The 12,433-nt window shown below is 55.1% G+C and carries 11 protein-coding genes; 3 read left to right on the top strand and 8 right to left on the bottom strand.

Going from position 1 to position 12,433, the window contains the following annotated elements; translation table 11 throughout:
* Positions 1-6: 6 nt before the first annotated feature.
* Positions 7-711: a YqaA family protein gene (locus OHL19_RS12525; protein WP_263358037.1), complete on the bottom strand. Its 705-nt coding sequence runs from the start codon at positions 709-711 to the stop codon at positions 7-9.
* A 220-nt stretch (positions 712-931) separates the two neighbouring features.
* Between OHL19_RS12525 and OHL19_RS12530 the strand changes: the two genes are divergently transcribed.
* Both OHL19_RS12530 and OHL19_RS12535 read left to right on the top strand, forming a co-directional pair.
* Positions 932-1,714, top strand: coding sequence for an MlaE family ABC transporter permease (locus OHL19_RS12530; protein WP_263358038.1), 783 nt, complete (start codon positions 932-934; stop codon positions 1,712-1,714).
* A 92-nt stretch (positions 1,715-1,806) separates the two neighbouring features.
* The gene (locus OHL19_RS12535) at positions 1,807-2,655 is read left to right on the top strand and encodes an ABC transporter ATP-binding protein (protein ID WP_263358039.1); all 849 of its coding nucleotides are present in this window, start codon (positions 1,807-1,809) and stop codon (positions 2,653-2,655) included.
* Between the two features lie 82 nt (positions 2,656-2,737).
* Here OHL19_RS12535 and OHL19_RS12540 read toward each other — a convergent pair whose 3' ends face one another.
* On the bottom strand, positions 2,738-3,436 hold the full coding sequence (locus tag OHL19_RS12540; protein ID WP_263358040.1) for a lipid-binding SYLF domain-containing protein: 699 nt from the start codon (positions 3,434-3,436) through the stop codon (positions 2,738-2,740).
* A gap of 225 nt (positions 3,437-3,661) precedes the next feature.
* On the bottom strand, positions 3,662-4,279 hold the full coding sequence (locus OHL19_RS12545) for a hypothetical protein (protein WP_263358041.1): 618 nt from the start codon (positions 4,277-4,279) through the stop codon (positions 3,662-3,664).
* A gap of 271 nt (positions 4,280-4,550) precedes the next feature.
* Between OHL19_RS12545 and OHL19_RS12550 the strand changes: the two genes are divergently transcribed.
* Positions 4,551-5,753, top strand: coding sequence for an acyl-CoA dehydrogenase family protein (locus OHL19_RS12550; protein WP_263358042.1), 1,203 nt, complete (start codon positions 4,551-4,553; stop codon positions 5,751-5,753).
* Between the two features lie 425 nt (positions 5,754-6,178).
* Here the strand turns inward: OHL19_RS12550 and OHL19_RS12555 are convergent, their stop codons facing one another.
* From OHL19_RS12555 to OHL19_RS12575, 5 genes are all read right to left on the bottom strand, one after another.
* Positions 6,179-6,385 (bottom strand): hypothetical protein, encoded by a 207-nt coding sequence (locus OHL19_RS12555; protein ID WP_263358043.1) that lies wholly within the window; start codon positions 6,383-6,385, stop codon positions 6,179-6,181.
* 27 nt (positions 6,386-6,412) lie between these two features.
* Positions 6,413-7,570: an aminofutalosine synthase MqnE gene (mqnE, locus tag OHL19_RS12560; protein WP_263358044.1), complete on the bottom strand. Its 1,158-nt coding sequence runs from the start codon at positions 7,568-7,570 to the stop codon at positions 6,413-6,415.
* A gap of 124 nt (positions 7,571-7,694) precedes the next feature.
* Complete coding sequence (locus OHL19_RS12565; protein ID WP_263358045.1) at positions 7,695-9,704, bottom strand: WD40/YVTN/BNR-like repeat-containing protein; 2,010 nt, start codon at positions 9,702-9,704, stop codon at positions 7,695-7,697.
* 200 nt (positions 9,705-9,904) lie between these two features.
* Complete coding sequence (locus OHL19_RS12570; RefSeq protein WP_263358046.1) at positions 9,905-11,554, bottom strand: OmpA family protein; 1,650 nt, start codon at positions 11,552-11,554, stop codon at positions 9,905-9,907.
* A gap of 256 nt (positions 11,555-11,810) precedes the next feature.
* Positions 11,811-12,413: an NADH-quinone oxidoreductase subunit B gene (locus OHL19_RS12575; RefSeq protein WP_263358047.1), complete on the bottom strand. Its 603-nt coding sequence runs from the start codon at positions 12,411-12,413 to the stop codon at positions 11,811-11,813.
* Between the last annotated feature and the right edge of the window lie 20 nt (positions 12,414-12,433).

Below are 12,433 nucleotides of genomic sequence, written 5' to 3' on the forward strand. Positions count from 1 at the left end.
TCAGACTTATGCCGTCGCAGCGGCCTGCTTACCCATGCGCCTGCCGCGCAGGTATTTCCAGACGCCGTATCCAATTCCAGCCGTTAACAGGCTGCAATACGTCCATAGGATGGGCGCCGTCCATCCCGCCAGTGTTTTCTCCCACAGCCGCACCACGTACCGGCCATAGGTAAATCCAAGCCATGCCAGCAGCCCGTACCGCGCCGTTCGGCCAAGACCGTAACTCGCCAGAAACCGCAAGCGCGGCACTTTCAACGCTCCAGCCGCCAGCAGAAAAGGCGTCAGCGGAATCGGCGGCGGCAAAAAAGCGGCCAGCCCCACTGAAAGACTGCCATGTCGCTCAACCCACTCGACCAGCTTATGTAAAAACCGCTCCGGCACACGCTTTTCCAACATCACTTCGCCGCCCTTGCGGCCGGTGCTCCAGGTGAAATACCCTCCCACCAGCGATCCAGCCAAAGCACTTGCCGTCAGTAGAATCGCCATCGACAGTGACGTGCCTCTGTGAGCCGTCAGCAGCAACAGCAGTAAATCCGTGCTCCCCGGCAAGGGCAGCGGGATCACGGAAGAATCAAGGATGGCCACTGCAAAGAGCCCCAGAGCCCCCAGGCTCACCAGCCAGTGGAGCATGGAGTGTTTCCCTCCAGCAGCAGCGGCTCGCAGGCCTGTAGGGGCTTTGGCGCGTTTCATGGATTGCAGAAATGCCATCATCGTGGTTTAGATGCACCTCAGCCTCAGATACGCGGATTTCTCATTGCAATTTCTATCCGTGGCAAACATTTCTGTTTCGTGGCAAACATTTCTGTTTCATGGCAAACATCCCTGTTTTTAGTTCTGATACGCTATCCTGACCATAAGCGGTAAAGGCCCAGACGCGAATAGTCAACCTGGGCAGCCAGCACAAAATCCGGCACCCGATCGAGCACACGCCATGCCCATAGATCCTCTCGACGTCATCGCCAAGCGCATGCTCCTTGCCGTGCAGGATTACACCCTTTTCTGCTCGCAGGCTGTCGCCAATCTCTTCCGCCGTCCGCACTACTGGAGCGACGTTCTCGCCCAGTGCGACCTCATCGGCGTCGGTTCCCTTCCGATCGTGGTTCTCACCGGCTTCTTTACCGGAGGCGTTCTAGCCCTTCAGTCTGCCGCCTCGCTGGCTCAGTTCGGAGCGCAGGCCTACACTGGCCGATTCGTCTCGCTGTCCATGATCCGCGAACTCGCGCCCGTTCTTACCGGCCTGATGGTCTCCGGACGCAATGCCAGCGGCATGGCTTCGGAACTCGGCTCCATGGTCGTGACGGAACAGATAGACGCCATGCGCGCGCTCGGGACAGACCCCATGAAGAAGCTGGTTTCTCCCCGCGTACTGGCCACGGTGATCATGCTCTTCCTGCTCACTATCGTCTCCGACACCGTGGGCACCGCTGGCGGAGCATTCGTTTCCGTCTTCATGAGCGCACAAAACGGGACACAGTATTTCACCTCCGCTTACCAGGCGCTTGTTTATTCCGACATCGCACAGGGCCTCACCAAGCCTCTTTTCTTTGGCTTTATCATCTCCACCATCGGCTGTTTCTTTGGCATGAAAACCTCGGGCGGAACCCAGGGCGTTGGCCGCTCCACCACGCAGGCCGTCGTAGCATCTTCGGTCCTCATCATCTTCTCCGACTTCATCCTCAGCCGCGTTATGCTTTGGATCTTCCCCGGTTTTTAATTTCCGCGAATCAATGAATCATGAATCAGCGAATCAATAAATCAATAAATCAATAAATCAATGAATCAATGAATCAATGAATCGATGAATCGATGAGTACGCATCCCCAACCCGGAGCCCACTGCGAGCCTGCCGCGACGCCTGATAGCGCCGCGCTCTCTGTCATCGTTTTTGAAAATGTGACCATCAGCTTCGGTGGCGAACCTGTCCTCGACAACGTAAGCTTCAGCGTTGCGCCTGCTGAAACCCGCATCCTCCTGGGCCCTGCCGGTGCGGGGAAAAGCGTTATCCTCAAGCTCGCCAACGGCCTCCTGCGTCCCGACTCGGGCCGCATCTATCTCTTCGGCCAGGAAATCTCCTCCATGCCGGAGCATCAGCTCCTTGCACTGCGCACCTGCACCGGCATGGTCTTTCAGGAGGGTGCTCTCTTTGACTCTCTTACTGTTCGCGATAACGTCGGTTATCAGCTCATGGAGCGTCATCTCCCTGTGGATGAAGTCGATCGCCGTGTTCGGGAAGCATTGCGCTTCGTTGAGTTAGAGCACACCTACGATATGCTTCCGGCAAGCCTCTCCGGCGGCATGCGCAGACGCGTCGCCATTGCCCGCGCCATCATCGATCAGCCTCAGTTCCTACTCTACGACTCGCCTACTGGCGGCCTCGACCCCGTAACCTCGACCACGATCGACGAACTGGTCATCAAGCAGCGCGACTTCTTCAAGACACCCTCAATCCTCGTTACGCATCGCCTGCAGGATGCCTTTACCCTGGCTACGCATCGCTTTTCCACCAGCCAAAACAAGATGGTTCCACTGCCCGAGGGTGAGACTAATGCCGAGACTACATTTCTCGTGCTGCACCAGAGCAAGGTAGTCTTCGACGGCACGACGGAACAACTCGTTTCCAGCCAGGATCCATTCCTTAAAGAGTTTCTTGCCTAAACGCAAAACAGCATCCCCAGGTAACAGGGATGCTGATTGCATGAAAGATTTGGCTTAAAGAAGTATGCTTACTTTGCTTTTCTTACTTTGCCTCTCTGGCACGGCCCCTGTGGAACATCTCATTCACGGTACGAACGAAGTGTTCTGAGGAAGCTGGCGTCGGTACGGCACCGCTCAGGACGGTCCGGTATGGAATGTCTTTGCCGTAGTATCGGGCAGTGTCCTTGCCATTCTGGTTTACTACGTCACCGGTAAGATCGATTCCTGCAAACAATCCCTTGCTGCGCGAATACGTCAGGAACTCGGCATTCGCCAACTCTGTCGTCGACGCCTGTGAGTTACGTCCCACTGGACCTGCTGCAACGGCGGCATCGCCACCCAGCTTGACCTTATCTTTCAACAGGTCATCCAAGCTGCGATGACTTACACCAATCAGCACCAAATCTGTCGACTGCCCACCGGCCTGCAGGCCAAAGCTTGCTCCTGTGAGTTGAATGAAAACAGGTGCGCTCCATCCATGCCCGGTGCGGCATGTAGCGACGCCCTGGCCATACTGAGCACCAATCAGAAACGCGCCTTTTTTGAATCCAGGCACAACCGCAATGCACTCGGCCCTGGACGCGATATCCAGAGGAACGCCCTTGTCTGGAGTAGCCATCAACTCGTGCAATACAGCATGGGCGGCATCGATACGATCTGCTAACTTGGCGCCCTCATCTTCAGCAAAAGAAACACTGGTCAGCAAAAGCGAAAACGCAAGAGCCATCACGATCTTTTTCATGAAATTCTCCATTCTTGACGTAGACATGGGCACTTTTGAACACATCTAAATGCCTCATGGTTCTTAGGTCTCAGTAACTTTGAATCTCAAATCAACGATGCGGTTGTTCCTGCAGCGTGAATATTCAATCGCACGCACAGATTCAGCCACGAGGCTCACCTGGTATGAACATCGTGGCTGAATTTTTACTGCTGTGCTGGTTCTGCGGCTGACTTTAAGGAACGACTAAAGCGCTACGTCAAACGTGAACTTTGAAGTAGTCGCATTCGCCGGCAGATTTTCAATTCCATCCAACTGCAATGTCGAGCGATAGACAGGACCGTGCTCCCCTGGATAAGAGGCGCCTACAGCCGAAACTCCATAAGCAATGATCAAACCGGTTTCGCCGTTTGAATCCGCCGGTAAGGTCCATGAATAAGGAATCGCGAGTGTGCAGCTCGCCAAGCCGCCGCCTATCGCTTTGCCGGTTCCATAAGCGGTCTCAAGACCTCCATTGACTGTTCCGTTATCAAGGTCAATTAACCCGCCAAGCAGATTGACCGAGCAGTGATATACGGTTCCCTTGGGAAAGAGCGAACCCAGTTTAATGAGGAGTGTTACTTCAACCGTGCCGGTTGTGGGCGACACGGAATTTGCTTTTACCGCGTTACTACTTACCTGAAGCCCCGAGGAATTGATCTGATCATGCTGGGCATCGTAGGAAAAACTTAACCCGCCGCCTGACACCCTCGTGGATGCAACCGGGTTGTTGATGGAACGAGCCGCGTTGCTTTGCTGTGCATTTGCGACACCAACTGATGCCACACAGAGAACTGCTGCAACAACCGCAGGGAAAAAACGCATGGTGAGCCTCCAATTTCAAGTCGTATTTGGCTGTCCGAGGGAAGCCAGCGTAATACTCCCATGCACTTATAAATCGCACAGTACTTTAGTGCACCATATTTGTTCCCTGAATTCACTACACGAACATGTTGTGCAGTACAATCTCATTTCGCCGTTCCGGCAGGCTATTTCGACTGGTCATGTCGCTTGTCATTTTCCCTGGGCATTTCGTTAGTCTTCCCCATCTCTGTTGCCATCTGCTACCCTCAATCGTTTGGGTCCGCTACTCGCGATGCCCACCGAAAGGCATACCACGATGGGCTTCAAGTTTCAGAATGTAGACTTCCTCAAATTCGACACACTGCTTAACGAGGACGAGCGCCTAGTCCGCAACACCGCACGCCAGTTCGTCGAAGACAACGTTATTCCGATCATTGAAGGCTGCTTCCGCGAGGGCCGCTTTCCGCGTGAGCTGGTTCCCCTTATGGGTGAACTTGGTTTCTTTGGCGCCAACCTGCACGGGTACGGATGTGCGGGCATGTCCAACGTTGAATACGGCCTGGTGATGCAGGAGTTCGAACGAGGCGACTCCGGCTTTCGCAGCTTCGTCAGCGTGCAGTCCGCGCTTGTCATGTATCCCATCTACACTTTCGGCAGCGAAGAGCAAAAGCAGAAGTGGCTTCCCGAGCTGGCCTCTGGCCGCAAACTCGGCTGTTTTGGGCTGACGGAGCCGGGCTTCGGCTCCAACCCCGGCGGCATGACTACTCGCGCGCGCAAGGTTGGCGATGAGTACGTTCTCACCGGTGAAAAGATGTGGATCACCTCGGGAACGATAGCCGATGTGGCGATCATCTGGGCCAAGGTCGAGGATGAAGAGGACAAGGTTCGAGGTTTCCTTGTAGAGACCGATCGCGATGGCTTTCGCGCCGATGAAGTTCACGGTAAATGGTCGCTCCGCGCCTCAGTAACTGCTGGCCTGTCTTTGCAGGAAGTGAAGATTCCCGCGAGCAATCTGCTGCCGGGAACAGGCGGTTTGAAAAGCCCGCTGATGTGCCTGAACCAGGCGCGCTATGGCATTAGCTGGGGAGCTATTGGGGCGGCTATGTCCTGCTATGACACGGCGCTGCAATATGCCAAGATGCGCAAGCAGTTTCGCAATGAACCTATCGCCAGCCATCAGCTTGTTCAAGAGAAGTTAGTGTGGATGATCAGCGAAATTTCAAAGGCTCAACTGCTATCGCTGCATGCCGGGCGCATGAAAGACGCAGGCACACTGACTCATGAAGTGATCTCGCTGGCCAAACGCAACAATGTCTGGATGGCTCTTGAAACTGCGCGCATGGCCCGTCAGATTCTCGGCGGCAACGGCATCACGGAGGACTATCCGATCATGCGCCACATGATGAATCTGGAATCTGTTGTTACGTATGAAGGCACGCATGATATCCATGCTCTGATCATTGGCCAGCATATTACTGGTATTGCTGCTTTTTAAATATTCTCCGTAGGCGCTTGGCTAAGGCGAATAAAGGGTGAATTTACTCCCAGGGGGGCTATGTAGATTTTTGGGAGGCTGCGGCAGATTTTTTTTCGGGATGATTGATGGTGGCTTGGGCGATGGATGAAGCAGATTCCCTGCGGGAATGACAGGAAGAACGGCAAGGGCAAAAACAGAAGCAGAAACGGATTCCCAGTGGAATTAATGCTGGAGAAGTTAGGGCAAGAGCTAACAGCAGATTCCCTTCGGGAATGACAGACAGAACGGCAAGGGCAAAAGCAAAAACAGAACAGAAGCAGAAACAGAACAGAACAGAACAGAACAGAACAGAAACGGAAACAGAAATAGATTCCTTTGGGTTGGGTTCTCTTTATTATGTGCGGGGATATGGGAATTATCTGCAATCTTCGCTTTATGGTGGATTAACCGGGCTGGCTTTTGGAAAGTTTGTTGTGAACCTTATTTATATTTTCTAAATAGCGTTTTGGCTTCTCTTGCTGTAATCCATCTTCGAGGGCTTTGCGATATCCGCCCATATAAACGGTATAGATAACTGCAGCCGCGCAGCCTACGCCGAACATGAATCCCAAGATCAGTCCGAAGAGGCCAGCCATGCCAAAGACTTCCATCGCGCTGGCCTCTCCTTTTGACTCTTACTAAACGGCTACGACAAAACTATCTTCGGTACGAGTTACCTGATGATACAAAGTATCTCGCTCGACAGGTACGCGGCCAGCTTCGGTAATAAGTCGCGATAACTCCCTGCGCGTCATTCCCTGAGGGGTGGTTGCGCCGGCATCGTGGTAAATCTTTTCTTCGATAACCGTTCCATCCAGATCGTCGGCACCAAACCGCAGGGCTATCTGCGCAATCTTGGGTGTCAGCATCTGCCAGTAAGCCTTGATGTGCGCGAAGTTATCGAGGATCAAGCGACCTACAGCTACCTGGCGGATGTCCGTCAGACCGGTGGTCACCGGCAAATGATCGAGAGCGGTATGCTCGGGGTGAAACGCGAGCGGAATGAATGTCTGGAAGCCGCCGGTTTCGTCCTGAACTTCGCGCAGCTTTACCATGTGATCGACACGGTCTTCGTTGTTTTCGATGTGGCCGTAGAGCATCGTCGCATTGGAACGGAACCCGTGCTTGTGCGCCAGACGTGCGGTATTCAGCCATTCGCTGCCGTCGATTTTGTGATCGCAGATGATGCTGCGGACGCGGGAGGCAAAAATTTCAGCGCCGCCGCCGGGCATGGAGTCCACGCCAGCTTCCTTCATTTTGACGAGCGTTTCGTCGATCGTCAGCTTGGCACGCCGCGCGAGGAAGGCGACTTCCACCATGGTGAAGGCCTTGATGTGGACTTTGGGAAAGCGGACCTTGAGGCCCCGGACGAGGTCGAGAAAATACTCAAACGGCAGGTCAGGATGCAGGCCGCCGACGATGTGGAACTCGGTTACGGCCTCGGAATAGCCGGAAGCAGCGGTCTCCCAGGCCTCTTCCAGCGCCATTGTGTACCCTGCGGCATCCCCTTTTTTGCGCCCGAATGCGCAAAGCCTGCAGGCAGCGACGCAGACGTTCGTAGGGTTTATGTGCCGATTGACATTGAAGTAGGTCACGTCGCCGTGCATGCGTTCGCGCACGTGGTTCGCCAGCCAGCCTACGGCCAGCACATCGCTGGTGCCGTAGAGAGTAACGCCGTCGTCAAAGCTCAGCCGTTCCCCGGCGAATACCTTCTCCGCGATGGGCTCAAGCTGTGTATCGTATGTCCGAAAAGAATGGCGCGCGCCAAGGTTCGAGTCTGTCGTCTGTGCCTGCATGAAATCCACCTATAGAGATGATACCGGAATCGGGGATTATGATTCGCCCATTTCGCGCCGGAGGCATTCGTGGGCCTACGCCATGCAACTGCTGCCGTGGGCATTTATACGGGGAATGCCAGGGTTAGCGCTCTGCTACGATTCCGTCCTGCAATGTGGCGGCGATCTTCACTCCGCCGGCGGAGCGCGTTAAAAACACGCGATATCCGGTGGTGCTTGCGGTGAAGGTGAAGGTTGCCGGGTCGATCGAGTAGACTACCTGGCTGCTTCGTGAGCTGGCCAGCATGTGGCCGGTTTTCGCGTCAAAACTCATGTCGTCGATGTCGCGCACTGGTACTTTTTCGAGCCAGAACCAGGTATTTCCCTTGTCGCGCGAGAGATAGACTCCGTCGCCTGCGCCGACCCAGAGGACGCCATCCGGCGAGAATACCAGGCGATGAATATCCTTCACACGGGAGGGCATTCGCAGCGGCTCCCAGGTTTTACCGGCGTCTTTAGAGAAGACAACGCCCTCGCGGCGGGCCGCGAGCAACTCGCCGTCAATCGACGCAACGGAATGATAGGCTCCCGAACCAAGAACCAGGCCGCCTTGCCATGTTGTGCCTTGATCGGCACTGGTAAAGAGTCCCTCCGCGGTCGCTGTCAGCCACATGTCGCCGGTCAGATCGAAGTCCGACACGCGCGAACTCATCTGCCGGGCTGGAATCGTAATGTCCTCAAGGCGATTAATCTTTTTGCCGCCGTTCATTACGCTGACAATCTTAGTTCCGTGGTTCACGATGGAACTGCGCATTACCCAATGCGACGCGGTCCCGCCGTCCCCTGCTACCAGCTCAAATATGCCGTGATTGGTACCTGCGAGTACGGTGCCGTCCTTAGCCTCGGCGAGCGCAAAGACGTCGCGGCCGTCCAGGCCTTCGGCGATCTGCTGCCAGCCTGTGCCTGCATCCTTGCTGAGGAAGACGCCGCCGTAGGTTTTATCGTTGACGACGCCGGCAAAGATTTGCCTGGGGTCTTTGGCATCGATGAGCATGGCCTCGACTTTGCGAGCTGAAAAGCCTTGATTGGAGCCAGCGAAATTTGCTCCGTCATCGGTACTCGACAGTACTCCGCCACGATCTGTGGCCAGCAGAATGTGGCCGGGATGCTGAGGATCGAGATAGATATCGTTGATGATCACGTCCGATCCTGTGACGCGCTGCCATTCATGGCCGCCATCGCGGGTACGGTAGAGGCCCTCGGTTGTGCCCGCATAAACGACTTCACGATGCTTTGTATCCTGCATCAGGACACGGGTTCGCCGTGCAGTTGCTGGAATTCCCTGGATTTTGTGAAAGAGTTCCCCTGCGTTCTCGCTCTTGTAGATGCCGGAGCAGGCGCTGGCGTACACGATGCTTGGGCGCTCAGGGTCAAGAATGATCGAGAATACATCGGAGTCGTCGATCACGCCTTGCTTGATGTTGTGCCAGGTCTTTCCGCCGTCCTTGGTTTTCCAAGGCAAATGCCATGTGCCCGCGTAAACGATCTCGGGATTGCGAGGATCGATCGCGAGAGACTCCACTTCGTGAACTTCTTTGCTTCCTTCGGGACTGATCAGGGTCCATGTAGCGCCGTGATCGCTGCTCCGAAATACCCCTTGCAGCGATCCGGCGATGAGTATGTTGGGATCGGAAGCCGACTGGGCAAGGGACAAAACGGATTGTCCGTGCAGAGCGTCGGCCGATTTCCAACTCTTGCCGGCGTCATGGCTGACATACAGTCCGCCATCGGGTTTATCGGGGCGATGCACACCGGCAAAGATTGTCCGGTGGTCGGCTGCGTCCACAATTACGCTATCGACGAGCAAATCATCGGAGCCGTCCACTTTGCTTAGCCGTGACCAGTTCGCGCCGCCATCCAGGGACTCGAAGATCCAGCTATTGGTGCTGCCGAGATAGAGGTGCTGCGGTTCGCCTGGGACCGCGGCAAAAGAGCGCGCATCTCCGCCATACGGCCCAATCGAACGCCAGAGGAATTGCGCCTCTGCGTGCGTGGAACCCAGGGTCAGCGCAATGGCAATCAGGGAATAGACGGACCGGGGAAGAAGACCGGATAACAAGCCAGGAGACCTGAAACGTTTGGAGGGGATTTTCATTCGCGGCAACACGTCTCCGAAGGCCAAAATTTACTGCGATATTCAAAAGCTTAAAACAATGTTTAAAGCACGGCTTAGAGCAAAAAACTGGGGCTGACCGGTTGTATCGGTCAGCCCCGGTGTTTCGGTTCAAATCCTGCGATGAAAGGATGCTATGAAATGAGCGGAGACTTATTACCGTCTCCGCTCATTTCGCATGATTACATCGACTTCTTTTTGCTGTGGTGCTTGGCGGCCATAGCCTTGCGGGGCTGAGCCTTCACATCGTCGGAGACCTTGGTGGTTCCGTCGACGCTGAAGGTTGCTCCTGAAGGAACCAAGTAGTCTTCCACCTTCTTGCCATCACCCGAACCGGTGTAGACGGTGATGCGGGAAGCATCAATGCCCTTCTCGGTGACCAGGTAATCCTTGGTGTTGACTGCGCGCTGAGCGGCCAGATCCTCAACCTTGGCGTGCTTGTGGCCCTTCGGAGGAGTCTTTTCGTCCGCCGTTGAAGAACCAACAATTGCTGCGGTTGCATCCGACTGCTTCTGCAGGGTGAGTGCGATGTCGTCAAGGCAAGCCTTGGCTTCATTGTCTACACGGGCCGGACGCTTCTTGTCCTTCTCGAAGGTGATCGAGCAAAGAGCCGAGGCGGTCGGTGCAGGAGCAACATAAGGAGCCTCAATCGTGACCGGTGTGGTCGCGGTTGCAGTCTGTCCCTTGTCATCCGTTACCGTGCAGGTCACTGTCGCTGTTCCAGCAGCAGCACCAGCAGAGGAGAAGGTTGCCGAACCACCCGTTCCGCTGACGGTGCCAGCAGAGGCGGAGTAGCTGTAGGTGAGAGGACGATTCTGCGGGCTGACGCCAGTTGCAGTGATCGCGCTGGTGTCGCCTGGCTTGATGGTGGTTGGGTTAGCGGAGCAGCTCACTGTCGGTGGCTCGAAGGCCTTGACCGTGAAGCTTGCAGAGCACTCAGCCGACTGACCAGGCTTGGGGCCTTCGCTTACGCTGCCCTTGGCGCTGTAGGTACCAGGAGCCAACGAAGCGGTTGCGACAGTAGCAGTGGCATCCGAACCGGTTACGCCATTACCCGACCACGTATACGTAGCCTTTTTCTTGGGGTTCAGCTCGCCGGCAGTCGCGGTGATGGTGATCGGCTCGCCGGGGAATACTGAAGCAGGGCTCGCGGAGCAGGCCAGCGTGACTGGAGGAGGAGGAACGATCGATCCAACATGCAACACAACGCCGCCGCTGAGACGAGCTGCGTCGATGTTCGCACGGCCACCGAAAACGCCAGGACCGAAGTTCGCATGAATGTATTCGTAATCAGCCTGGAAGAGGCGAATCGCGAGGCGATGATGGAACAACGGAGTGTTGTAGTCCATACCTCCGCCAACGGTCAGGGCAGGGCCCCATGTGTTGGGCTCGTGATCCGGACCACCGACATAAGCGCCGCCTACGAGTGCGTGAGCGAAGGGCGTGATGTCGGATGTGGGATAGCGGAAGATCAGACCAGCGGAACCAGTCTGAAAGCTATCGTTATTGCTGCTGCTGTCGTAGTCATGTTCGCCGTACTCGATCTGAGCACCGACATAGCGGTTGAAATAATAAGCACCGCTGAAGAGGCCGCCAACATTGACTGCCTTGTAGTCGAAAGGCAGAGTCTGACCGCTCGACTGTAAAACCTGGACCGTGCCGTGAGGCGCCAGGTAGCTATAGCCCACAAATATGTCCCACCGCGAAGCCGCTGCGTCAGCGGGAGCGGTAGGCTTGGGGGCCGCGTTGTCCTGTGCAAATGCGCTCGCAGACATCAGACATGCACCTGCCGCCACAGCCAGAACTACAGATTTTGCAATACGAAAATTCATACATTTCCTCCGCAACCATGCTTGAAAAGCAGTTCAGCTAGTCAAGTTCCAACCTGTGAATTGTGAGACCCGCTTACGCACGGGCATAATTCCTATGAGACAAACTACTCAATGAAACAAAAATACGACAATCCCAAATTACCATAGGGCTAAATGGGCAGAACACAAATTTCTCAATAAGTTGCATTGCCTGTTAACTGCAAAAGCAACCACAATCATCCCTCTACCGTGATAATTCCGGCAATATAGGCAAGTGCTAGCTTATATTCAGGGTTTTCATCAAGCTTCCACGTTCCCGCAGAATCTTCTCTTGTAGAAGCGTTATTGCATATAAAAGTTGCTCAGGGCGTGGTGGGCATCCTGGAACATATACATCCACGGGTATCACCTGGTTTACTCCCTGTACCAGCGCGTAGTTATTAAACACGCCGCCGGAGGTAGCACAGGCACCCATGGAGATGACCCATCTTGGCTCGGGCATCTGCTCATAAAGCCGCTGGATCACGGGCGCCATCTTCTGCGATACACGTCCAGCAATCACCATCAGGTCCGATTGGCGGGGCGAAGGACGAAAGACCTCAGCACCAAATCGCGCCAGATCAAACCGCGATGCGCCCATCGACATCATCTCGATCGCGCAGCATGCCAATCCAAAAGTCATTGGCCATACCGAGTTTTTGCGAACCCAGTTCACAGCAAAATCGAGCGAGGTCAGAAAGACACCCTCAGGCTGCTCGTAGCCGTAACTTACCTCACGTACTTTCGCACGATTCTTGGCGCTGCTCTCAAGTGAACCGAAAAGGTACTGGTCCTTTTCGACATGCCCGCCGGATTTAACGGCTCCCGTATTCTCTGACATGGCTGTAGTATACGACGCAA

The sequence above is a fragment of the Acidicapsa ligni genome (genome assembly GCF_025685655.1).
Lineage (GTDB): Bacteria > Acidobacteriota > Terriglobia > Terriglobales > Acidobacteriaceae > Acidicapsa > Acidicapsa ligni.

What these genes read in the sequence shown, in the direction of transcription:
- OHL19_RS12525 (WP_263358037.1), bottom strand. Translation starts at nt 711, where the DNA reads ATGATGGCATTTCTGCAATCCATGAAACGCGCCAAAGCCCCTACAGGC.
- OHL19_RS12530 (WP_263358038.1), top strand. Translation starts at nt 932, where the DNA reads ATGCCCATAGATCCTCTCGACGTCATCGCCAAGCGCATGCTCCTTGCC.
- OHL19_RS12535 (WP_263358039.1), top strand. Translation starts at nt 1,807, where the DNA reads ATGAGTACGCATCCCCAACCCGGAGCCCACTGCGAGCCTGCCGCGACG.
- OHL19_RS12540 (WP_263358040.1), bottom strand. Translation starts at nt 3,436, where the DNA reads ATGAAAAAGATCGTGATGGCTCTTGCGTTTTCGCTTTTGCTGACCAGT.
- OHL19_RS12545 (WP_263358041.1), bottom strand. Translation starts at nt 4,279, where the DNA reads ATGCGTTTTTTCCCTGCGGTTGTTGCAGCAGTTCTCTGTGTGGCATCA.
- OHL19_RS12550 (WP_263358042.1), top strand. Translation starts at nt 4,551, where the DNA reads ATGCCCACCGAAAGGCATACCACGATGGGCTTCAAGTTTCAGAATGTA.
- OHL19_RS12555 (WP_263358043.1), bottom strand. Translation starts at nt 6,385, where the DNA reads ATGGAAGTCTTTGGCATGGCTGGCCTCTTCGGACTGATCTTGGGATTC.
- mqnE (WP_263358044.1), bottom strand. Translation starts at nt 7,570, where the DNA reads ATGCAGGCACAGACGACAGACTCGAACCTTGGCGCGCGCCATTCTTTT.
- OHL19_RS12565 (WP_263358045.1), bottom strand. Translation starts at nt 9,704, where the DNA reads ATGAAAATCCCCTCCAAACGTTTCAGGTCTCCTGGCTTGTTATCCGGT.
- OHL19_RS12570 (WP_263358046.1), bottom strand. Translation starts at nt 11,554, where the DNA reads ATGAATTTTCGTATTGCAAAATCTGTAGTTCTGGCTGTGGCGGCAGGT.
- OHL19_RS12575 (WP_263358047.1), bottom strand. Translation starts at nt 12,413, where the DNA reads ATGTCAGAGAATACGGGAGCCGTTAAATCCGGCGGGCATGTCGAAAAG.